General features: G+C 70.6%; 22 protein-coding genes. 6 read left to right on the plus strand and 16 right to left on the minus strand.

What is annotated here, in order from left to right; translation table 11 throughout:
• The first annotated feature begins 91 nt into the window (after positions 1-91).
• Positions 92-1,891 (plus strand): AMP-dependent synthetase/ligase, encoded by a 1,800-nt coding sequence (locus tag AC08OQ_RS00075; RefSeq protein ID WP_476601672.1) that lies wholly within the window; start codon positions 92-94, stop codon positions 1,889-1,891.
• Here the strand turns inward: AC08OQ_RS00075 and AC08OQ_RS00080 are convergent.
• The 3 genes from AC08OQ_RS00080 to AC08OQ_RS00090 form a co-directional block, all read right to left on the minus strand.
• Entirely contained in the window at positions 1,851-3,020 is a 1,170-nt protein-coding gene (locus AC08OQ_RS00080) for a glycosyltransferase family 4 protein (RefSeq protein ID WP_476601673.1), read from the minus strand. The two genes, AC08OQ_RS00075 and AC08OQ_RS00080, sit on opposite strands and share 41 nt — an antisense overlap.
• A gap of 79 nt (positions 3,021-3,099) precedes the next feature.
• Entirely contained in the window at positions 3,100-3,315 is a 216-nt protein-coding gene (locus tag AC08OQ_RS00085) for a hypothetical protein (protein ID WP_462186437.1), read from the minus strand.
• Between the two features lie 150 nt (positions 3,316-3,465).
• The gene (locus AC08OQ_RS00090) at positions 3,466-4,776 is read right to left on the minus strand and encodes an NYN domain-containing protein (protein WP_476601674.1); all 1,311 of its coding nucleotides are present in this window, start codon (positions 4,774-4,776) and stop codon (positions 3,466-3,468) included.
• Positions 4,777-5,102: 326 nt separating this feature from the next.
• On the opposite strand from AC08OQ_RS00090, the gene AC08OQ_RS00095 reads away from it, so the two are divergent.
• The gene (locus AC08OQ_RS00095) at positions 5,103-5,591 is read left to right on the plus strand and encodes a hypothetical protein (protein ID WP_476601675.1); all 489 of its coding nucleotides are present in this window, start codon (positions 5,103-5,105) and stop codon (positions 5,589-5,591) included.
• Positions 5,592-5,648: 57 nt separating this feature from the next.
• A complete protein-coding gene (locus AC08OQ_RS00100; protein WP_476604090.1) occupies positions 5,649-6,266 on the plus strand; it encodes a DUF4352 domain-containing protein in 618 nt (205 codons plus the stop codon).
• Positions 6,267-6,379: 113 nt separating this feature from the next.
• On the opposite strand, the gene AC08OQ_RS00105 is transcribed toward AC08OQ_RS00100, so the two are convergent.
• The gene (locus tag AC08OQ_RS00105; protein WP_462202462.1) at positions 6,380-6,775 is read right to left on the minus strand and encodes an HIT family protein; all 396 of its coding nucleotides are present in this window, start codon (positions 6,773-6,775) and stop codon (positions 6,380-6,382) included.
• 197 nt (positions 6,776-6,972) lie between these two features.
• On the minus strand, positions 6,973-7,383 hold the full coding sequence (locus AC08OQ_RS00110) for a VOC family protein (RefSeq protein WP_476600656.1): 411 nt from the start codon (positions 7,381-7,383) through the stop codon (positions 6,973-6,975).
• A 389-nt stretch (positions 7,384-7,772) separates the two neighbouring features.
• On the opposite strand from AC08OQ_RS00110, the gene AC08OQ_RS00115 reads away from it, so the two are divergent.
• Complete coding sequence (locus AC08OQ_RS00115; RefSeq protein ID WP_476604089.1) at positions 7,773-9,455, plus strand: DEDD exonuclease domain-containing protein; 1,683 nt, start codon at positions 7,773-7,775, stop codon at positions 9,453-9,455.
• Positions 9,456-9,533: 78 nt separating this feature from the next.
• Here the strand turns inward: AC08OQ_RS00115 and qcrB are convergent, their stop codons facing one another.
• The 8 genes from qcrB to AC08OQ_RS00155 all read right to left on the minus strand — a co-directional run bounded on the left by qcrB (position 9,534) and on the right by AC08OQ_RS00155 (position 16,687).
• On the minus strand, positions 9,534-11,117 hold the full coding sequence (qcrB, locus tag AC08OQ_RS00120) for a cytochrome bc1 complex cytochrome b subunit (protein WP_476600643.1): 1,584 nt from the start codon (positions 11,115-11,117) through the stop codon (positions 9,534-9,536).
• Positions 11,114-12,301 carry a cytochrome bc1 complex Rieske iron-sulfur subunit gene (gene qcrA / locus AC08OQ_RS00125; protein WP_476600645.1) on the minus strand — a complete coding sequence of 396 codons (1,188 nt, stop codon included), beginning with the start codon at positions 12,299-12,301 and terminating at the stop codon, positions 11,114-11,116. The genes qcrB and qcrA overlap by 4 nt, the downstream gene beginning before the upstream one ends.
• 136 nt (positions 12,302-12,437) lie before the next feature.
• Entirely contained in the window at positions 12,438-13,367 is a 930-nt protein-coding gene (gene qcrC, locus AC08OQ_RS00130; RefSeq protein WP_476600647.1) for a cytochrome bc1 complex diheme cytochrome c subunit, read from the minus strand.
• Positions 13,368-13,372: 5 nt separating this feature from the next.
• A complete protein-coding gene (gene ctaE, locus AC08OQ_RS00135) occupies positions 13,373-14,011 on the minus strand; it encodes an aa3-type cytochrome oxidase subunit III (protein ID WP_462186428.1) in 639 nt (212 codons plus the stop codon).
• Positions 14,012-14,333: 322 nt separating this feature from the next.
• Positions 14,334-14,789 (minus strand): SseB family protein, encoded by a 456-nt coding sequence (locus tag AC08OQ_RS00140; protein WP_476600648.1) that lies wholly within the window; start codon positions 14,787-14,789, stop codon positions 14,334-14,336.
• Positions 14,790-15,020: 231 nt separating this feature from the next.
• Complete coding sequence (locus AC08OQ_RS00145; protein WP_476600650.1) at positions 15,021-15,617, minus strand: DUF3501 family protein; 597 nt, start codon at positions 15,615-15,617, stop codon at positions 15,021-15,023.
• Positions 15,618-15,781: 164 nt separating this feature from the next.
• Positions 15,782-16,222: a rubrerythrin family protein gene (locus AC08OQ_RS00150; RefSeq protein ID WP_462186431.1), complete on the minus strand. Its 441-nt coding sequence runs from the start codon at positions 16,220-16,222 to the stop codon at positions 15,782-15,784.
• Positions 16,223-16,249: 27 nt separating this feature from the next.
• On the minus strand, positions 16,250-16,687 hold the full coding sequence (locus AC08OQ_RS00155) for a Fur family transcriptional regulator (RefSeq protein WP_462186432.1): 438 nt from the start codon (positions 16,685-16,687) through the stop codon (positions 16,250-16,252).
• A gap of 394 nt (positions 16,688-17,081) precedes the next feature.
• Between AC08OQ_RS00155 and AC08OQ_RS00160 the strand changes: the two genes are divergently transcribed.
• Positions 17,082-17,510: a response regulator transcription factor gene (locus AC08OQ_RS00160; RefSeq protein WP_462186440.1), complete on the plus strand. Its 429-nt coding sequence runs from the start codon at positions 17,082-17,084 to the stop codon at positions 17,508-17,510.
• 19 nt (positions 17,511-17,529) lie between these two features.
• Positions 17,530-18,696 carry an anthranilate phosphoribosyltransferase gene (trpD, locus tag AC08OQ_RS00165; RefSeq protein ID WP_476600654.1) on the plus strand — a complete coding sequence of 389 codons (1,167 nt, stop codon included), beginning with the start codon at positions 17,530-17,532 and terminating at the stop codon, positions 18,694-18,696.
• Positions 18,697-18,735: 39 nt separating this feature from the next.
• On the opposite strand, the gene ctaF is transcribed toward trpD, so the two are convergent.
• The 3 genes from ctaF to ctaC are packed head-to-tail and all read right to left on the minus strand — an operon-like array spanning position 18,736 to position 21,779.
• Positions 18,736-19,137 (minus strand): aa3-type cytochrome oxidase subunit IV, encoded by a 402-nt coding sequence (gene ctaF / locus AC08OQ_RS00170; protein ID WP_462186434.1) that lies wholly within the window; start codon positions 19,135-19,137, stop codon positions 18,736-18,738.
• Positions 19,138-19,149: 12 nt separating this feature from the next.
• Positions 19,150-20,832 (minus strand): aa3-type cytochrome oxidase subunit I, encoded by a 1,683-nt coding sequence (gene ctaD, locus AC08OQ_RS00175; protein WP_476611855.1) that lies wholly within the window; start codon positions 20,830-20,832, stop codon positions 19,150-19,152.
• On the minus strand, positions 20,829-21,779 hold the full coding sequence (gene ctaC / locus AC08OQ_RS00180; protein WP_476599337.1) for an aa3-type cytochrome oxidase subunit II: 951 nt from the start codon (positions 21,777-21,779) through the stop codon (positions 20,829-20,831). The genes ctaD and ctaC overlap by 4 nt, the downstream gene beginning before the upstream one ends.
• Between the last annotated feature and the right edge of the window lie 79 nt (positions 21,780-21,858).

A 21,858-nucleotide genomic window follows, 5' to 3' on the forward strand; every position in this document is an offset into this window, starting at 1 on the left:
CCGTTCTTCCGTTGTTCCGTGCTTCCGTTGTTCCGTGGCGTCGTCCCCCCCGGCGTGCACAAGCCATCTGGTAGGACTGGTAGGAGTAGCAGTGCGCGAGTACACCTCCCCGCCCCTGATCACCATCGCCGACGATGCGACCCTGACGGACGCCGTGTTCCGCAACGCGGCGGCACATCCGGACAGTACGCTTATCCAGCACAAGATCGACGGCAAGTTCGTCGGCATGACCGTCCGCGAGTTCCGCGATCACGTCGTGGCCACCGCCCGGGGCTTCATCGCCCGCGGGGTGCGGCCCGGGGACCGCGTCGGTCTGGCGAGCCGGACCCGGTTCGAGTGGACGATTGTCGACTACGCGACGTGGCTGGCCGGCGCCGTCTGCGTGCCGATCTACGAGACCTCCAGCCCGGGCCAGATCGAGTGGATCCTGCGGGACGCCGGCGTCGAGGTTCTCGTGGTCGAAAACGACGAGCTCGCCGAGCGGGTCGCGCAGGTACGCGACGGCGTCCCCGCGCTGCGGAAGGTCCTCGTCATCGAGCACGGGGCGCTGGCCGGTCTCGCCGTGGACGGCGTCGGCATCGCGCCGGAGCAGCTGACGGCGGCCCGGGCGTCCGTCAACGCCGACAGCCTCGCGACGATCATCTACACCTCGGGGACCACCGGCCAACCGAAGGGCTGCGAGATCACCCATCGCGCCCTGCTGTTCACCGCCGAGGCGGCCATCGCCACGCTGCCCGAGCTGTTCGCGCCCGGTGCGTCCACACTGCTGTTCCTCCCGCTGGCGCACGTGTTCGCCCGCATGCTCCAGGTGGGCGTGGTCCAGGGGGCGTTCACCCTCGCCTACACCCCGGACTCGCGGACCCTGCTGCCCGATCTCGCCAAGGTGCGCCCGACCTTCCTGCTCTCCGTGCCCCGGGTGTTCGAGAAGGTGCACGCCGGGGCGCGCCACAAGGCGCACGCCGAGGGCAGGGGCTGGATCTTCGATGCCGCCGAGAACACCGCGGTCGCCTACAGCCGGGCTCTCGACGGCGGCGGCCCCGGCCTGCTCCTGCGGCTGCGGCACCGGTTGTTCGCCGCGCTGGTCTACAGCAAGCTCCAGGCGGCGCTCGGCGGGCGGGCCCGCTACGCGGTCAGCGGCGGGGCGCCGCTGGGTGAACGCCTCGGCCACTTCTTCCGCGGGATCGGGTTCACGGTGCTCGAGGGCTACGGTCTGACCGAGAGCAGCGCGCCGGCCGCGGCGAACCGGCCGGGCAACGTCCGGATGGGCACCGTCGGCCAGCCCTTTCCCGGCGTGACGATCGCCATCGCCGATGACGGGGAGGTCCTCATCCGCGGTCCCCTGCTGTTCCGCGGCTACCGCAACAACGAGCTCGCGACGAAGGAGGCGCTCGACGCCGAGGGCTTCCTGCACACCGGCGACCTCGGCGACCTCGACGCCGACGGCTTCCTGCGGATCACCGGCCGCAAGAAGGAGCTGCTGGTCACCGCCGGTGGGAAGAACATCGCGCCGGCGCCGCTGGAGCACATCGTCCAGTCCCATCCCCTGGTCAGCCAGGCGATGCTGATCGGGGACCGGCGGCCCTTCATCGCCGCCCTCGTCACGCTCGATCCCGAGGCGTTCGACCGGTGGCGGTCCTCGGCGGGCAAGCCGGCCGGCGCGACGGTTGCCGACCTGGTCGACGACGCCGGCCTGCGCACCGAGATCCAGCATGCGATCGACGCCGCGAACGCGACGGTGTCGCACGCCGAGAGCATCAAGAAGTTCGCGATCTTGCCGCAGGACTTCACGGTGGAGACCGGCGAGCTCACCCCGAGCCTGAAGGTGCGCCGCTCGCTGGTGCTCGACCGGTTCAGCCAGGCGGTGGAGGACATCTACGCCAGCCCGCGCTAACCTCGTCCGGGCCGGCAAGCAGCGTGCGCAGGTCCTGCGCGAGGACGTCCCACCGCCAGCGCAGCTCGACCCACGCCCGCCCCGCGGCACCCATCGACGCCGCCCGGTCGGGGTCGGCAAGCAGATCACCGACGGTCGTCGCGACCTGCGCCAGATCGGTACCGTCGATCACGATGCCGGTGCGCTGGTGCAGGACGGCGTCGGGGGAACCCCCACTGCGGCCGGCCACCACCGGCAGGCCGGTCGCCGACGCCTCGAGGAAGACGATGCCGAGCCCCTCGACCTCCAGGCCGGCGAGGCGGGAGCGGCAGGGCATCGCGAACACGTCGCCCGCCGCGTAGTGCGCCGGCAGTTCCTCCCACGGCACCGAACCGGTCATGATCACATGCTCGGCGACGTCGTTCTCCCGGGCGAGCCGTTCGAGATCACCCCGCCGGGGACCGCCGCCGACGATCAGCAGCGCGGCGTCCGGCACGCGGCGCCGTACCATGGGCAGCGCCCGGATCAGCATGTCCTGGCCCTTGCGGGCGACCAGCCGGCTCACGCACACCACCACCCGGCGGCCCGTCAGCCCATGGCGTCGGCGCATCTCCTCGCGCCCGTGACCGGGACGGAACAGCGAGGGGTCGACTCCGCTGGGCAGCCGGGCAAAGGTGGGATGGCCGCCGAAGGCGGGCCGGACCCGGGCCCGGGTGTAGTTGGTCAGATAGGTGATGACGTCGGCCGCGGTGCCGATGCTGCGCAACACCTGACGCGCCCCCGGCAGCGCCGCCCAGCCGACCTCGTGACCATGGGTGCTCGCGACCATCCTGCGCACGGCCGTGTCGCGGCGCAGCCGGGCTCCGAGCAGCCCGAGCGGTGCCGCGGCGCCGAACCACACCGTGTCGCATCCCTCCGCCCGGGCGATCTCTCTGGCTCGGCGCAGGACGTCCGGTGTCGGCAGCATCAGCGACGTGGTGTGCCGCACGACCGGGAAGTTCTGTTCGGCGTCGAAGGCCGCGGCGTTCTTCCAGGCCGGGGCGTAGACGACGATCTCGCCCCCGGGCAGCCGCGAGGCGAAGTTGTGCACGTAGGCCTGGATCCCGCCGGGACGAGGCGGGAAATCGTTCGTGACGGCCAGCACGCGCATCCGCCCATATTCTCCCACGGTCCCACCGCGTTTTCCCACGGCCCCACCGGCGCCCGCGCCGGCCCCCCGGCCGGGCGGGCTAGCCGGCGCGGCGACGCCGCGGCGCCTGGTCCAGCAGTGCCGTCCGCACGTCGGCGAGCGGGGGCAGCAGACCGGCGTCGGCGAGCAACCGCAATGCCTCGAGCTCCTCGGCGTCCCAGCCGACGGGCGGGCCCGGCGCCGGGAGTAGGACGGTCATCATGCAGCCGGCGCACCTGACACCACGGGCGGTGCAGGAGTCACAGTCGATCAGCATCGTGCGCACCTTCCGGATCCGAACCGGTGGAGGTCGGCGACGACAGACAATCCGAGCACCGATCTCCCGACTTCACCGACGGTAGGTCCAGGGTCCGACAATTCTCGGCGGACAAGTCCCGCCCGACGAAAGTCCCGCCCGACGGATCCCCTACCGGTCGAGGCGGGCCAGCAGAGCGGCCGAGGGTACCGCCCGGGCTCCGGCGGCGGCGCAGTTCTCCGCGACCTCCCGGTCGGAGGTGATGACGAAGACCGGGCGGCCTTCCGGTTCCATCCGCACCAGCCGGACGATCTCCTCGTCGGCGAGCTGGCCGGGCCGGCTGAACAGCACGCGCACCCCCCGAGGCATGGCGACACCCACCGGCCGGGCCACGACGGCGGTGGCATCGAAGACGACCGTGACCTCGCTGTCGGGATTGCGGCCCGCGAGCGCACCGAGTCCGGACAGCAGCCGCTCACGCTGGGCCTGCAGGGTGAGGCGGCCGTAGCCCCGCTTGGTCACGTTGTACCCGTCGATGATCAGATGGACCCCGGGGACGGCCAAAACCTCGTCGATCAGGGAGGGGTCGTCGTCCGGCCGCCCGCGGGCCCCGGCGAACGCCTGCGGGCCGTTACTCGGGCCGGCTCCGCCGCGAGCGATGAGATCCGCGGGCCTCGCGACCATCGTCGGGAGGTCGAGTTCGCGTCGCAGGCCGTGCGCCGAGGCGATCAGGGTGTCAAGGAGAACGCGCAACCGGGCGTCATCGACGCTGCGGGACTCGCGGCTGTCCCGGCGGGTGGAGGCGAGCGCGCTCTCCAGCTCCGCCACCCGGCCGCGCAGCCGCCGGGTCTCCGCCTCGGCATCCCGGCTGACGGCCAAGACTGCGTCCCGGGCCGCCTCGGCCGCGGTCAGGGCCTCTCGCGTGGCGTCCTCGGCCCGCCGGATCCCGGCGGTGGACGAGCGCAGCCGCCGGCGAGCCTCGTCCGCCTCCGCCCGGGCCGCCCGCAACTGCTCGCGCAGTTCCTCCTGCTCGGCCGCGGCGATGCGCTTGCTCGTCTCGAGCTGTTCGGTGAGCCGCAGTATCGTCCGCTCGGCCTCGTCGACCTGGCTGCGGACCGCCGCCTCCGACGTGGACGCCGCAGCGACCTGGACCAGCTCCTGCCAGCCGGAGACCCGCAGCAGGTACGCGACCGCGGCGATCTTCTCGGGAGGCGCCGCGGGCGGCGGTCCGTCCGGCGAGCTGACGGCTTCGACAAGCTCGGGATGATGACGGCGGATCCACTCGGCGACCTGGCCGCGGAACACGTCACCGTCCACCGCCGCGGCCAGCGGGACAGCTCCCTGGCGGACGCGGCGGGAGGGCTTGAAGCGGCGCACCGCGACCAGCGACGGCGGGACCTCCGGCTCGGGAAGATCCGCCAGCGTCTGCTCGGCGAACTCGACGACATGCGCCCGCACCGGCGCCGGAAGCGGCTCACTCATGCGGCGAATCCGAGGGTGGCGACGAAATGTTCATCAACACGCGCACGACGGACAAACCGGACGGGCCGTATCTCCAACGGCTCGTCCAACCGGCCAGACAGCAAGGCACGCGGGACTCCGGAGCCGACGGGGAGAACGATGACAGTATAGCTTATCGGGAGAGCTCAGGGCACTCACGGCCGCTACCGGCCGGATCGGTACGTCGGCGGCCTACGGCGGGGCGGGCATTGCCTCAGGTGAAAGTCGGCTTATGTAGCCTCGCGAGGCGCGCCCCTTATGCTCGTTTTCTTCCGAACGCGGCCCTGGCTGCGCCTGAGAGGATCATCGTGACCGACCAGAACCCGCCTCACCAGCCCCCCAGCGGTGACGGGAGCCAGGAGGCGTGGAGGCAGCCGAATGACCCCTGGCACCAGCCCGCGGACGCTGGCAGCACCCCCGCCTCCGGTTCGCCCTCTACTCCCCCGCCGGCTCCGGTCCCACCGTGGGGAGCGCCCCAGCCCGGCCAGCCGAACCAGCCCGACTCGGAGGAGACACGCCTCGCCTGGCCGGGCACCGTCCCGCAACCGGGCGGGCAGCAGTGGGGCGGGCAGCCCAGCGGCCCACAGCACCCCGGCGCTGCGCCAGGGTGGGGACAGCCCGGCGTCGGGCAGGGCTGGGGACAACCGGGCGGCTGGCAGCAGCCGGACCATCCCCCGGCCGCGGCTGCCGGGCCCTACCAGGGTGGGAGTGCCCCATACCCGGAGACGGTCGGCTACCAGGGCGGTCCCGACGCCTACCAGAACCCCCCCTGCTGCTACCCGCCGCCCGGCGGGTAGCAGCAGGGCAGCCCGCCGCCTCCGCCCTGGTAGCGGACCAGTCCGCTGTTCATCATCGTGCCCCTCGCCGTGGTCGCCGCCATCGTGCTCGGTGTCGTGATCGCCCTCGCGGTGGGCGGCGGTGACGACACCGAGATCGCCTCCCCACCGGCCCCGACGGTGACCGTGCCCGACCTCCCGAATACCACCGCGACCGCGGCCGCCCCGACCGCGACCCCGCCAAACGGAGTGCCGAGCTGCGTTCCGGTGACGCCACAGCACGCGCCGGCGGCCGGCACCGCGACGATCGGCGGCTCCGGCACCGCCGTCGGCCGGGCCACCTCCTCGGTCAGCGACTTCGAAGCCAGGGTCACCCTCAACAGCGTCTGCTCCACCACCGGCAAGGTGACCCAGTACGGCGACGCGCCCGCCCAGGGGGCCTACTACGTCATTAACGTGACGGTCGAGGTGAGCCGCGGGTCGACGTCCGCCTCACCGTCCGATTTCTACATCCAGACCTCCGACGGCACCCGGTACGACGGCAGCTACGAGAACGTCGCGCCGCGGCTGTCGGTGTCGACTCTCAAGGCCGGGCAGCGGGTCCGGGACAACATCGTCATCGATGCGCCACCCGGGCACGCCATCCTGAACTGGGAACCGCTGTTCACCGTCGATCCACCGAAGTTCCAGCTCTGACCGCCGCGTAACCCTACGATCCGCCAGAACAGCCAGAACAGCCAGAACAGCCAGAACAGCCAGAACAGCCAGAACAGCCAGAACAGCCAGATCCGCGCCGGCCGGTACCCGGCTCAGCCGAGGGCGGCACGGATCCGCTCGGCCACGGCATCGAGCTCGGCCGAGTCGGGGTTGTGGTCGGCGAGCCTGAAGTCGATCTGCGTCTCGTCCTCGATCGGCAGGAGATGCACGTGGACGTGCGGGACCTCGAGCCCGGCGACGAGCGCGGCCACCCGCCGAGGTCGGAAGGCCGCGTCGATGGCGCGGCCCACCGTCGCCGCGGCGCTCCACAACGCGACCTGGAGATCATCGGGTAGATCGATCCAATGGTCAATCTCGGTGCGGGGAACGACCAGGGTGTGTCCCGGCCGGATCGGCGCGATCGTCAGGAACGCCACCACGTGCTCGTCGGAGTAGACGATGCGACCGGGAAGCTCGCCGTTGATGATCCGGGTGAAGACGCTCGACATGGCTGCGACCCTATCGACCGGGTCGTCCGGCGCGTGACGACAGCACCCGATGGCCGATGGCCGTTCACCCGGCCGTCGAGCCGTCACGTTTTCCGCTGAACGCGACGGTGGTGTGGAGCACGCTTCTCCGAAACCGTGCTCCACCCTCGCCGACCCGCCGGGAACCCAACCCCGTGGGAGCCCGGCCCGCCGGGGTGTCAGACAAAGGGGCGCGCGAATCCCGCCGGCCCGACCGTCATCACCCGGAACTCGTTACCCTCCGGATCCTTGAGAACGTATTCGCTCTCCCCGTCGTCGTCGTACCGGGACACCCGGCGGGCACCGAGGGTCGACAACCAGCCGATCACACGCTCCGCGTCAACGGCGTAGAGATCCAGATAAAGCCGGTTACGGCCGGCATCGCGCTTCGCCCCGGGCCTGAGGAGGAGCTTGGGTCCCGCGCCGGCCGGGTGACGCAGGATCACCCCGTCGTCACGCCGGCTCACCTCGTATCCCAATGCGGCGGACCAGAAGCGCACCATCACGTCAACGTTCGAACAGTCGACCGCGACCCGCGCCACTCGAATGCCGTTCGTCTCGAACCATGCCACCTGGGCATGATTCCGCATTCGACGCACGCAGGCCTGCCGAGTTGGCCGCACGTTTGAGCACACGCCCCGACAGAAGCACCGGACTGCCCCGACGGGACCATAAACGGGGCAACCGCGGCGAATTCTATGGCCAATACCGTCCCGTGGCACACCCAGCACCCTACGGATCAGGTATCGTTAACCATTTTCCACCGGCCCGTGACCCGGAACCTCCGTGACGACGTGCGGCGAGGCGGACCTGCTTTCGCCTCCGGGCCCGGCGGACAATCCCGGGCGTGAAACTGTCGGGGGTGGGGCCTACCGTGACGCCGTGCGCCCAGATCCCACCCCGGACCGTCCCCGGCCGCCCCGCCCCGGCAGGGCAGGGCAGGGCAGGGCAGGGCAGGCTGGACGATCTCGGTCGCCCGTTGGCGGACGTGACCTTCGTCGTGTTCGACCTGGAGACGACGGGCACCTCCCCGGGAACCGACGAGATCACCGAGATCGGCGCGGTCCGGGTCCGCGGCGGCCGAATCCTCGCCGAGATGGCCACTCTGGTCCGGCCGGGCGTCGGCATCCCTCCGATGGTCTCGGTGCTCACCGGCATCACCGACGTGATGGTGGCGACGGCGCCGCCGGTCGCGCAGGTGGTGCCCACCTTCCTGGAGTTCGCCCGCGGTGCCGTTCTTGTCGCCCACAATGCCCCGTTCGACCTCGGCTTCCTGCGCGCCGCCGTCGAGCTCTGCGGCTATCCGGTGCCCGACTGGGAGTATCTGGACACGTTGCGTATCGCCCGGCGGGTGGTCACGAGAGACGAGAGTCCCGACTGCCGGCTCACGTCGCTGGCCTCGCTGTTCCGCAGCCCGGTCGAACCCCGCCACCGGGCGCTGGCGGACGCCCGGGCCACCGTCGACGTGCTGCACGGGCTGTTCGAACGGCTCGGCAACGCGGGCGTGACCACCCTGGAGGACCTGCACGACTACAGCTCCCGGGTGTCGCCGGCCCAGCGACGCAAACGGCACCTGGCCGACGGCCTGCCGACGGGCCCGGGTGTCTACATCTTCCGGGACGCCGACGAACGGGCCCTGTATGTCGGCACCTCGCGTTCGGTGCGTTCCCGGGTCCGTACCTACTTCACCGCCAGCGAGCCCCGGACCCGGATGGCGGAGATGGTGGCGCTGGCTGAGCGGGTCGACGCGATCGGCTGCGCGCACGCCCTGGAGGCCGAGGTCCGGGAACTGCGGCTAATCGCCGAGTACAAGCCGCCGTACAACCGCCGATCCCGCTTCCCGGAGCGATCCGTGTACCTCAAGCTCACCGACGGGCCGTTCCCGCGGCTTTCACGGGTACGCGCCGCCCGTGACGACGCGACCTATCTCGGGCCGTTCGGCAGTGTCCGCGCCGCCGACGCCGCCGCCGAGGCGCTGCTGGCCGCGGTGCCGCTGCGCCAGTGCTCCGGGCGCCTGTCCCCGCGCGTGCGCCGGCCCGCCTGTACCCTCGCCGACCTCGGCAGATGCGGAGCGCCGTGCGACGGCCGGGAGGACGTGGCGAGCTACGGCCGGCACGTCGCCGCCGCCCGGGCCGCCATCACCGGCGATCCGGGCCGAGTCATCGCCGCCTCGACGCGGCGCATCGACCGGCTGGCCGCCGAGCAGCGCTACGAGGAGGCCGCCGTCCAGCGGAACCGGATGATCGCGTTCGTCCGCGCGGCCGCACGTGCCCAGCGGCTGTCGGCTCTCACCGGAGTCGCCGAGCTCGTCGCCGCGGCCCCGACCGCCGAGGCCGGCTGGGAGCTGGCCGTGGTGCGTCACGGCCGGCTGGTGTCAGCGGCGAGCGTGCCGCCCGGTGTCGATCCGCGGCCCTGGGTCGACGCCGTGGTCGCCAGCGCCGAGACGGTGCGGCCACGGCCCGGCCCGGCCCCGTGCGCCTCCGTCGAGGAGACCGAGCGCATCGCCCGTTGGCTCAGTGGGCCGGGGGTACGGCTCGTGCGGTTGGAGGGCGGGTGGAGCTGGCCGGCCGCGGGCGCCATCCGCGCCGCGGCCGGATTCGGTGCGGCCCCCGGCCGGCCGGTACGTGCGTATGACGGTGACGAGTGGTTCCCGTCGGCCTGACGTGACGTCAGGCCATGACGTCAGGACGCCACGTACTGACGCCAGCTGCTCCGTCAGGTACTCCGTCAGGCCGGACGGCTACTGCCGGCCGCCGCCGGGTGGCTGCTTCTCCTCGACGAAGAACCCGGTCACGGCCTTGCCGGCGCGGCGCGCAAGCCCCTTGCCGTGACCGTCGCCGTGCCCGTTGGCCGCCGGCAGCTCGAACCGGTCCGTCGGGACGAGCGGATGGTCGGGGATGGGAGTTGGCTTCGGGCGGTGGTCCTCCACGAACTCCCCGCTGGGAAGCTGGCGGATGATCCCGGTCTCGATGCCGTGATGCTCGATCTCGGCGTCCTTCTGGTTGAGCGCGATGCAGATCTTCTTCGTCACCGCGTAGGCGATCGGTGGCACGACGATGAGCCCGATGCGGCCGGCCCAGGTCATCGCGTTCAGCGAGATGCTGAAGGTCTTGGCGATGATGTCGTTACCGCCGGAGATCATCAGCACCAGGTAGAAGCTGATCGCCATCGCGCCGATCGCGGTCCTGGTCGGCGCCTCCCGGGGCCGCTGCAGGAGGTTGTGCGGCTTCGTGTCCCCAGTGAACCTGGCTTCCAGCGCGGGATAGAGCGCCGCCAGCGTGAACATAATGCCCGGCAGGACGGCAGTCGGCCAGAACACCGCGGGGAGGGTGTGTCCCCAGCCGCGCCATTCCCACGGCGGCATGAGCCGGGTCGAGCCGTCGAGGAAGCCGATGTACCAGTCCGGCTGGGAGGCCGCGCTGACCTTCGCCGGGTCGTACGGGCCGAACATCCAGATCGGGTTGATCTGGGCGAGACCACCGAGCAGCGCGAGCATCGCGAAGACCAGCATGAAGAACCCGCCGGACTTCACCGCGAACACCGGGAAGACCCGGTGGCCGATGACGTTGTCCTCGGTCTTGCCCGGCCCGGGGAAGTCCGTGTGCTTCTGGTGCCACAGGATGCCCAGGTGCGCGCCGATGAGCGCGAGCAGGACGCCCGGCACCAGCAGGATGTGCGTCACATAGAGCCGGGGCAGGAAGTTGACGCCCGGGAACTCCCCGTTGAAGACGAGGAACGACGTCCACGTCCCGATAATCGGGATGGACTGGGCGATCGAGGCCGCGATCCGCAGACCGGTGCCGGAGAGCAGGTCGTCCGGGAGCGAGTAGCCGGCGAAGCCCTCGAGCATCGACAGGGCGACCAGACCGATGCCGATCAGCCAGTTGGTCTCGCGGGGCTTGCGGAACGCGCCGGTGAAGAACACCCGGAACATGTGCACGACCATCGACGCGACGAAGACCAGCGCGGCCCAGTGGTGGATCTGGCGGAACACCAGACCGGCCCGGGTGTCGAAGCTGATGTCCAGCGTCGAGGCGTAGGCCCGGCTCATCTCCACGCCCTTGAGCGGGACGTAGGAACCGTTGTAGATGACCTCGGTGTTCGACGGGTCGAAGAACAGGGTCAGGTAGATGCCCGTCAGCAGCAGCACGATGAAGCTGTAGAGGGCGATCTCCCCGATCATGAAAGACCAGTGGTCGGGGAAGACCTTGTTCAGGTTGCGCCGCAGAAAGGCCTGGTTGCCGAACCGTTCGTCGAGCTCACGGTTGGCCTTCCGGATCGGGCCCGGCCGCTTGACGAACTCGGGGGCGGAGGCGGTGGTCATGAGCGCTCCCAGAAGGCGGCACCGACGGGCTCGTGGTAGTCACCGTCACGGGCGTAGAGGAACCCGTCATTGTCCGCGGCGATGGCAAGCTGCGGCAGGGACCGGCTGGCCGGCCCGAAGATCGCCCGGCAGCCGTCCCGCACGTCGAAGACGGACTGGTGGCAGGGGCAGAGCAGATGATGGGTCTGCTGTTCGTACAGGCTGACCGGGCAGCCGGCGTGCGTGCAGATCTTGGAGTAGGCAACGTGGCCGTCGACGCCCCAGTCCTCCCGGCCCTTGCGGGGGCGGTCGACCCCCGGTGGCAGCCGGATGAGGATCGTCGTGCTGTCGGCCTTGGTCTGGATATCGGTCTTCGGCTGGTACGCGACGGTGCCGTCGGCCTCGGTCACCGGAACGGCCGGGAATACGGTCTCGATGCCGCCGATGGCGACGTCGCCGAGCTTGACGTAACGGCCGTCCTCCGTGACGAGGCGGGCACCCTTCACCCAGCTCGTGTGGTCGAGCTTCTTGCCCGGCTTGGCGTTCGTCAGGTTCAGCAGCGGCACCACGATCAGCCCGCCGAGCACGGTGCCAGCCCCGAGCAGGGTGCGGCGCAGCAACGGGTAGCGCGCGAGGCCGGTGTCGGCGAACCCGGCCGCGATCTCCTCCTCGGTGACGGCGATCTCCTCCTTCGAGGAGGCGAACGCGTGGCGCTCCTGCACGGCCTGCTCGTGCGGCATCAGCCGCTTGGCCCACAGGATCAGGCCGATGCCGAGCCCACCAACGGCGAGGCCCAGCGCGGCCCCGAGGGAGGGGGTGTAGTACGCCTTGTGCTTGTCACCGACGAAATTGGTGACGACGAACCCGACGGTGCCGATCACCGAGATCAAGAACCAGCCGGCGATCAGCCGCTCCGCCCGCCGCTCGGCCCGGCGGTCCACGTCCTGCGCGCGCGGCGGACGGACGGTCACCCCGCCGGCGGCCCGTTCCCCGTAGGTCGGCTGGATAACCCCCGCCCGCGGGCGAACGGCCGTGGTCCCGGGCTCACGGGTCGAGTCGGTCTGGTGGGGCGGCGTGCCCAGGGCCTCCGGGCCGTCCGGCGTCCCGGCCGGGACGTCCGGGCCGCCGGCAGACACCCCGGATCCCCCGGCGGGCTGGCCGGAGGTGTCCACCGGGTGCTTCGCCCTTCTGAAGATGCTGCTCATCGAGTCCTGCTCAGATTCATCGGCCGGTTCGCCCTGGTAGCCCGGGTAGTGCATACGCCGCTCCCTCGGGACGGACGGCTGGTCCGCACCGGAATCCGCCGGCCCCGGCGTTCCCGGGCCCGTCTGGTCACTCCACTCATACCTTCTGCCTCGCTCCGATCCACAGGCACACGCCCAGCAGGGCACCGACGCCCACCAGCCAGGCCAGCAGCCCCTCGGGCACCGGACCGTAGTTACCGAGGCTGTGCCCACCGGCGCTCGGCGTTTCCTTCATGTGCCTGATGTAGGCCGCGATCGCGATCGCGTCCTCCTCGTTGAGCTGGCGCGGGCCGAACACCGGCATCGACTCCGGCCCGGTCCGCATGGCCTCGACGACCTGCACCGGGGTGGACTCATTCAGCGAGGGGGCGAACTTGCCGTAGGTCAGCGGCGCACCCTGACCGACGGCCTGGTGGCACTGCGCGCAGTTGGCCCGGTACAACTCGCCGCCGTGCGACAGATCGGCGTCGTTGAGCGCCGCGTCCGTGACCTTCGGTATCTCCTCGCCGCCGCCAAGGCTCTGGATGTACGCGGCGAGCTGGTCGATCTGGGTCGCCGAGTAGATCGGGGGCTTGCGGTCGGCCTGCGCGGCGGGGGCGGCCAGCGGCATCCGGCCGGTCGACACCTGGAAGTCCACCGCGGCGGCGCCGACGCCGATGAGGCTGGGCCCGGTGTTCGTGCCCTGCGCTCCCAGCCCGTGGCAGGTCGAGCAGCCCTGCAGGTACAGCGCCCGGCCCTGCCGGACCGCCTCGTTGGCGTCCGGGGTCTGCGCGGCGTTGCCGCCCGGCGCGAGCACCGTCCACAGCACCCCCGTGGCCAGCAGGCCGAGGACCATGACCAGCGCGGAGGACCTCCGGCGACGACGCGCGGGCGAACGGCGCCCGCCCGAGAACCGCTTCGTGGCGGCGACCGGCACCGAGGATCGCGACGCCGCAGTGCCCGACGCCAGGGTGCCCGGCGCGGGGGTGCCCGGCGCCGGAGTGCCCGACGGTGGGATGCCCGACGGCGTGCCCGAGGATGCAGTCATGTCGCTCACTGGAGGAGGTAGATGGTCGCGAAGAGGGCGATCCAGACAACGTCGACGAAGTGCCAGTAGTACGACACGACGATCGCCGAGGTCGCCTTCTCCGGCGTGAAGCGCCCGTACATCGATCGGCCCAGCACCATCAAGAAGGCGACGAGACCGCCGATCACATGGAGCCCGTGGAAACCGGTGGTCAGGTAGTACACCGATCCGTAGGCGTGCGACGCCATCGTGAACTTGTTCTCGCTGAAGTACTCGTTCACCTGGCCGCCGACGAACACCAGACCCATGATCAGCGAGATCAGGTACCAGCGCCGTAGCCCGTACACGTCACCACGCTCGGCGGCGAACACGCCGAGCTGGCAGGTGACGCTGGACAGAACGAGGATCACGGTGAAGAACAACGCGTACCCGACGTGCAGCTCCACGGGTCCGTGTTCGGATCCGGCAGGGTCGCCGGTAGCCGGCGGCCAGTTGCCGCTGTTGACCGAACGGATCGTGAAGTACATCGCGAACAGGGACGCGAAGAACATCAGCTCCGATGACAGCCACACGACCGTGCCAACCGAGACCATCGAGGGACGGTTGGCCGTCGGGTGCGGTGGAGGAGCCTTCTCGAGGACGGGGGCTGAGGCCACGTCGGTCATTCTGGCACGGGACGGCCCACGCGCCACCGTAGGTTCGACGTTCGGTAGGACTACGACCCGTCGATGACCGCCCCGGATCATCGTGGCGGCTGCCTCGCGTGCCCGGCAAAGCCCTGCCGCAACTGGAAAAACGCAGGTCACAGCGATGTCAGTCGGCCTACGAACGATGCGGAGCAACAAGGCTGACCCGGCCGATGTTGCGTGCCTCACCCGCGACACACCGGCCCGCCAGCGCCGTTCGGCGGGCACGGTCGAGCCAACACGGACACCCCCGACCGCGACGTGGCCCCCGACCGCGACGTGACGTGACGCCGGGCGGGCCTCAGCCGGACATCGCGGCGAGCGCCCGCAGGCCGTCCGCCGGCAGGGCGATGCCGCCCTCCGAGCCGGGATCGACCGCGAGCAGGAGATCATCGGACGGCCAGATCCGGCCCAGTGCTGCCACCTGGACCGTGCGGTAACGCGCCACCTCCGGCAGCGCCTCGGCCAGGCGTTGCTCAGAGGTGAACGTCGGGACGAACTGGGTGCCGTCCTGCCGTTCGGCCACCGGCAGCTGCAGGACGCTGTCGTCCTCCTCCGACAGATCGGTGATGTCGTTACCGAGGTCGGGCAGCAGGACCTCGGCGACGGCGAGATCGCCGAGCGCCGCTCGCTCGTCCTTACCTTCGGCGAGGCGGTGCAGCGCGGCCCGCGCGGCCGTGCCCTGCGCGGAGGGGACGCCGGCCGGGACAGCGGCGCCGGGGCGGGTGCGGTCGGGACGTAGCTGGTCATCGGTCACGGGTGGCTCCCTGACGTGGATGAACGTGCTGACGTTGACGGGTGGGCGGACGTGCCGACACGGACGCGTGCCCTAGGTGTTCCGCCTACCCATCCCGCCGCGCGCGAACCGACTGCCCGCGGACGTGTCCGACCTCACCCGCGACCGGGGACCCGCGACCGGCCGTGACCGTGACCGACTGCGACCGGCTGCGACCGGCCGTGACAGGTCGGCGCCGGCCGAGTGGGCCGGTCAGGACCGCAACGCGAGATCCGCGATGAGGGCACGCCGGGTGGCTCCGGTCAACGGCGTCGCCTCGCTGTACTCCGGGTGTTCCACGACGAGCTCGACCAGCACTTCGGGGTCGCGGAAAGCATCCCGGAGCGAATCGGTCAGCGCGAAGCGCACCATGTGCACGGAGACGGTCTCAGTGGTCACATCGGGATCCTCGTCAAGGCCGGGGATCTCCTCGCCCGCCACCCGGGTCCCGCCGATCTCCAGGGCGAGACTGTGCTGCAGCCCGGCAAGCCGCCCCAACTCCTCGCGGACAGTCTCCAGAACCGAGAGCTCGATGAACACCGTCGCCGTGAGGACGTGGCTGGAGGGCAGCAGGCGGGAGTACGCATCGATCTCGTGGGCGACGTCGGCGGAGGCGGTCAGCCGCTCGGTGTAGACCATCTCCTGCACCTGGTAGCGCAGCGTCTGCTCGTTTTCGAACTCGAGGACGACGATGTCCCCGACCCGTACCCGGCGTTCGGCGCGCACCAGGATCATCTGACTGCGCAGCCGCGGCCGGCGCTCCGTGTACGCCTGGTGGTCGGTGGTGATGTCGGCGATGGTCAGCGCCATCGTGCGATCTCCTGTCCGGAAATGCTGGGATCCGTGAACGGGCGAGCGGTCCAGGAACGGCCGAGGGCCCACGGCGCGGGAGCGACGATACGGGCCGGGGTGGCGACGGGGACTACTGGCATCGCCCCGCCACCCCGGCCCGGTCGATCGAGAAACCCCGACGATCAGGCGTCGGCCGTCTCCTCGGCCGACAGCGCGTCGAGGGCCTTCTTGAACCGACCGGCGTGGGTCTTCTCCGCCCGGGCGAGGGTCGAGAACCAGTCCGCGATCTCCTCGAAGCCCTCCTCGCGGGCGGTCTTGGCGAAGCCGGGGTACATGGCAGTGAACTCGTAGGTCTCGCCGGCAACGGCGCTGACCAGGTTCTTCATGGTCGTGCCAAGGGGCTCGCCCGTCGCCGGGTCGCCGACCTCCGCGAGGAAATCCAGGTGCCCGAAGGCGTGCCCGGTCTCGCCCTCCGCGGTGTCGCGGAACAGCGACGATGCGTCGGTCAGCCCCTCGATGTCGGCCCGGCGGGCGAAGTAGAGGTAACGCCGGTTCGCCTGGCTCTCGCCGGCAAACGCCTCCTTGAGGTTCTCGTGGGTCTTGGTGCCGTCAAGCTTCGGCATGAAGTGCTCCTTGTGGATGGGTGTTCACTATTGACCGGTCCTGTCCGCGCCGCGGGCCGGGCCGGAGCCGTTCGCCTGACAATCCGGGCACAGCCCCCGGAACTGCAGGTCGTACCCGGTGATGGCGAATCCCGAGCGGCACGCGATCTCCGCCATCATCCCGTCGGGGACGGGGTGATCAATGTCGACCGCCCGACGGCATCCGCCACAGACCACGTGGTCGTGACGACTCGTGTTGGCGTCGTACCGGGCCGCCGGGCCGCCGCCCAGGCGCAGCTCGATCGCTCGACCGGCGGACACCAGCAACGCCAGTGTGCGGTATACGGTCGCGCTGCCGATCCCCGGGGACACGGTCCGCACCCGTTCGTAGACCTCGGCCGCGGTCGGGTGGTCGCGGGCCGCCGCCAGCACCGCCAGCACGGCCATCCGCTGCGAAGTGAGACGAAGATCGGTCTGGTTGTTCATAGGATCACGCCCGTCGTACGGCGGTGGAACGCCCCGGGCCGCCGGCGGCGGCGATCGAGGCGTCACGCGGTCCGGCCGGCATCAGGGTCCACCGATTGAGAACAAGTCTCAGTATCACTCCTGCGACGATCCGAAGGCAACCAGGGGTCTGTGCTCCCGGCCCCACCCGGCCCGGCGAGGACCCGGCGGGCGACGCGACACGGGTCACGTCCGACGGTCCGCGGGAGGTAGCCTGCACGGGACAACTCTCACATGGCAGCGTCCACTTCCGAGGTGCCCGGATGTCCGGGGTACCTGGGAGCCCGAGGTGCCTGGAGGGCGGTCCGCAGTTCACCGCTGGCCGGCTCACCGCCGGTCGGCGATGGTCACCTCTCGCGAAAGGCCCGCGGACGACATGATCACCATCCTCGTCTACGCCGACCGAGCGGATGTGCGCGAACACGTCCGGAACGCGATCGGCCGTCTCCCCGCCGCTGGCCTCGGTCCGATTGAGTTCGTCGAGGCCGCCGACGCCCCCGAGGCGATCGGCGTGGTCGATCATCACGAGGCGGATCTGTGCATCTTCGACGCGGAGGCCACCCCCAGCGGCGGCATGGGGCTCTGCCGGCAGCTGAAGAACGAGGTCATCAACTGTCCGCCGACCATCCTGCTGGTCGCCCGCCCGGACGATCGCTGGCTCGCCACCTGGTCCCAGGCGGATGCGGTGGTCACCCATCCGATCGACCCGGGTCTGCTCACCGAGGCGGTCGTGACACTGCTGCGGGCGCGTGCCGGCGGCGCCGTGGCCCGTCAGCCGCTCACCGGCGCCCAGCTCGCCCACTGAGATCCAGGGCTTCCGAGATATGACCACCGTTAGCGCATCCCACTCCTACACCGGCCACTCCCCCGTCGGCGCTCCCCCCGCCGGGGCTCTCCCGACCGTCGAGACGAGCTGGCCGGAGCTGATCGGGGCGTTGCTGGCGGGCGAGTCCCTGGACTCCGCGCGCACCGCCTGGGCGATGCACCAGATCATGGCGGGGGCCGCCTCGCCCGCGCAGGTGGCCGGGTTCGCGGTATCGCTGCGGTCCAAAGGGGAGACGCCGGAGGAGATCGCCGGCCTGGTAGGGGCCATGCTGGCCAGTGCCACGCCCCTGAGCCTGTCCGAGCAGGTACGGGCCCGCGCCGTGGACACCTGCGGGACCGGCGGCAACCGTTCCCACACCGTGAACCTGTCGACGATGGCCGCGCTGGTCGTCGCCGGCGCGGGTGTGCCGGTGGTCAAGCACGGCAACCGGGCCGCGTCGTCATCCTGCGGCTCGGCGGACCTGCTCGCGGAGCTCGGTGTCGTGGTCGACCTGCCGCCAGCCGGCGTCGAGGCGTGCCTGGCTACAGCAGGCATCGCCTTCTGCTTCGCCCAGGTCTTCCACCCGGCGATGCGGCACGTCGGCGGGGTCCGGCGCGAGATCGGCGTGCCCACCGCGTTCAACATCCTCGGGCCGCTGAGCAACCCGGCCCGCCCCGGCGCGCAGGCGATCGGCGTCGCCGACGCGCGGCTCGCTCCCGTCGTCGCCGGGGTGCTGGCCGACCGGGGCACCCGGGCGCTGGTGTTCCGCGGCGACGACGGGCTCGACGAGCTCACCCCGGTGACGACGTCCGCCGTGTGGGTCGTCGCGGCCGGCGCCGGACAGCCGCGCCGCGAGCGGTTCGACCCCCGCGACGTCGGCATCCACGTCGCGGACCGCGCCGCGCTGCGCGGCGCGGACGCCCGTTACAACGCCGCCGTCACCCGGTCGGTGCTCGCCGGTGAGCCCGGACCCGTCCGCGACGCGGTCCTGCTCGCCGCCGCCACCGCCCTGGTCGCCGCGGCCGGCCCCTCCGACGCCCCCGTCACCGAGCAGATCGGCGCCGCCCTGCCCCGGGCGGCCGAGGCGGTGGACTCCGGCGCCGCCCGGGCCGTCCTGGAGCGATGGGTGACCGCGAGCCAGGCCGCCGCCGCAGCGGTCGACACGGCGGTGGCCACGGCTCCCTGAGCGGGCCTTGGGAAGGGGGACCCCCCGACCCGGGCGGGATCAGTCCTCGGGCACCGGCGGGTGCCAGAAGTTCTCGAAGACCAGGCAGGTCACGAACACCACGACCAGAAGCGCACCGAGAACAATCAGCCAGACGCCGAAGACGAGGCCCATGGCCGCCGTCACCGAGCTGGCCCCGATGAAGAACGGGTAGTAGCTGCCCGGGGTGAAGTGCCCGAGCTCCCCCGCCCCGTCGGCGATCTCCGCATCCGGCAGGTCCTGCGGGCGCATGCCGATCCGCCGGCCAGTGAAGACCAGGTAGCCGCCGACGAGCAGGCCGAGCCCCGTGGTGAGGGTCAGCGCGGCCGTGCCGGTCGGGTCCTTCGACCAGAACCAGTACACCAGCGCGGCGGCCCCGGCGAACACCCCGAAGAAGTTGAAGATGATGCCTTCCACCTTCATGCCATGGCCGCCTTAACTGATCTCGGGAGTCGCGTGGTAGTCGACCCGGCCAATCGTGGCCGGATAGTGCAGGTCGAAGGCCGGGCGTTCGGAGCGGATGCGCGGCAGCGCCCGGAAATTGTGCCGCGGCGGCGGGCAGGACGTCGCCCATTCCAACGAGTTCCCGTAGCCCCAGGGGTCGTCGACGACGGCGAGTAGGCCCTTGCGGTAGGAGTGCCAGAGGTTGTAGATGAACGGCAGCGTCGACACGGCGAGCAGGAACGAACCCGCGGACGAGATCGTGTTCAGCGTGGTGAACCCGTCGTCCGGTCCGTAGTCGGCGTACCGGCGGGGCATACCCTGCACGCCGAGCCAGTGCTGCACCAGGAAGGTCAGGTGGAAGCCGAGGAAGACCGTCCAGAAATGGATCTTCCCGAGCCGGTCGTTCATCATCCGGCCCGTGACCTTCGGGAACCAGAAGTAGGTGCCGCCGAAGGCGGCGAACACCACGGTCCCGAAGATGACGTAGTGGAAGTGGCCGACGACGAAGTAGCTGTCGCTGACGTGGAAGTCGATCGGCGGGCTGGCCAGCAGCACCCCGGTCAGGCCACCGAACAGGAAGGTCACTAGGAAGCCGACGCAGAACAGCATCGGCGTCTCGAAGGTGAGCTGCCCGCGCCACATCGTGCCGATCCAGTTGAAGAACTTCATCCCGGTCGGCACCGCGATGAGGAAGGACAGGAAGGCGAAGAAGGGCAGCAGCACCGCGCCGGTGACGAACATGTGGTGCGCCCACACCGCGACGGACAGGGCGGCGATGCCGATGGTGGCGAAGACCAGACCCTTGTAGCCGAACAGCGGCTTGCGGGAGAAGACCGGCAGAATCTCGCTGACGACGCCGAAGAACGGCAGGGCGAGGATGTAGACCTCGGGGTGGCCGAAGAACCAGAACAGGTGCTGCCAGAGCAGCGCGCCACCGTTGGCGGCGTCGAACACGTGCGCGCCGAAGCGCCGGTCGGCCTCCAGGGCGAGCAGCGCCGCGGCGAGCACGGGGAAGGCGACCAGCACGAGGATCGAGGTCACCAGGAAGTTCCAGCAGAAGATCGGCAGCCGGAACATCGTCATGCCCGGGGCCCGCATCGTCAGGATCGTTGTGATCATGTTGACGGCGCCGAGGATGGTGCCCAGACCAGACACCGTCAGCCCCAGGATCCACAGGTCCGACCCGGCCCCCGGCGAGTACACCCCGTTGTTCAGCGGCGAGTAGGCGAACCAGCCGAAGGACGCCGACCCGTTCGGGGTCAGGAACCCGAAGATCACCGTCAGGCTGCCGAACAGGAAGAACCAGTAGGACAGCGCGTTCAGCCGCGGGAACGCCACGTCCGGCGCGCCGATCTGCAGCGGCACTAGGAAGTTCCCGAACGCGAAGGCGATCGGGGTCGCGAACATGAGCAGCATCAGCGTGCCGTGCATCGTGAACAGCTGGTTGTACTGCTCGTTGGAAAAGTGCTGCAGCCCCGGGCGGGCCAGCTCCGCCCGGATCATGATGGCCATGAGGCCGGCGACGATGAAGAACACGAACGACGTGACGAAGTACATGACGGCGATGTCCTTGTGGGACGTCGTCCGCAGATAGCCGAGCAGGTTCGTCCGCCGGGGGATGTGGGGGGCCGGGGAGTCGGCGTGCCCGACACCCGGTTCTTGTACGAGGGTCACTGTCCACTCCCGGTGGTTGCGGTGGTGGCGGCGGTCCCGGTCATCGACGCGGCCGGCGTCGCCGAGATCACCGCGTTCTCCCGGTCCGCGATGAACGTGTCGTACTCGGCCTGCGGCACGACCTTCACATAGAAGTTCATCCGGTCGTGGTCCGTCCCGCACAGTTCGGCGCATCGACCGATGAAGGTGCCGGTCTTCGTGACGGTCAGTTCGAACTGGTTCACCCGGCCGGGGATGACGTCCCGCTTGAACAGGAACTCCGGCACCCAGAACGAGTGGATGACGTCCGGCGAGCTCTCCACGAAACGGATCGAGCGGTTCTGCGGCAGCACGAGCACCGCCGGCTCACCGGGGCGACCGGTGACCTCGATCGGGTTGGCACCCTGCCGGCCGGATCCGGTGTCGAGGTACTTGAACTGCCAGTTCCACCGGAAGGCGATCACGTCGACGGTGACGTCGGGCTTCGACGAAAGCTTGGTGACCTCGGTCTCGTCCCGGGCCGTGTAGAAGAACAGCCCGGCCACGATCACCACCGGCACGACGGTGTAGAGCACCTCGACCGGCAGGTTGTAGCGCACCTGGCGGGGAAGTACGTCGCTGCGTTTCCGGAAGGCGATGACCGCGTAAAAGATCATTCCCCAGACGAGCACACCGACGGCGAGCGCCGCGATCGCCGAACCCTGCCAGATGTTGAGAAGGCGCGGCGTGTGGTTCGTCACGCCCTCGGGATAGCCGAATGTGGGCCTGTCGCAGGCGGTCGCCATGATCCCCACGACAGCGAGCGCGGCGCTGAGACGCAGGACACGCCGAAGCGGCCGGATGTGCCGCGTCCCGTGCACGCCGACCGCGGACACCGCGGCTGCGCGTGTGTCGGAGCCAGCCGGCGTCGTCGGCGTGTCCTCGACATCCGCGAGCGACGGCCGGGTCCGACCGAAGGATCTCCTCACCAGGTCCTGCCTCCCACGACGAGCGGGCCGCGGCCGCGGGGGCGGACAGCGTTCGTCCCCGCGCGCGAGACCCCCTGGA

The sequence above is a fragment of the Frankia sp. CcCS3 genome, from assembly GCF_977927575.1.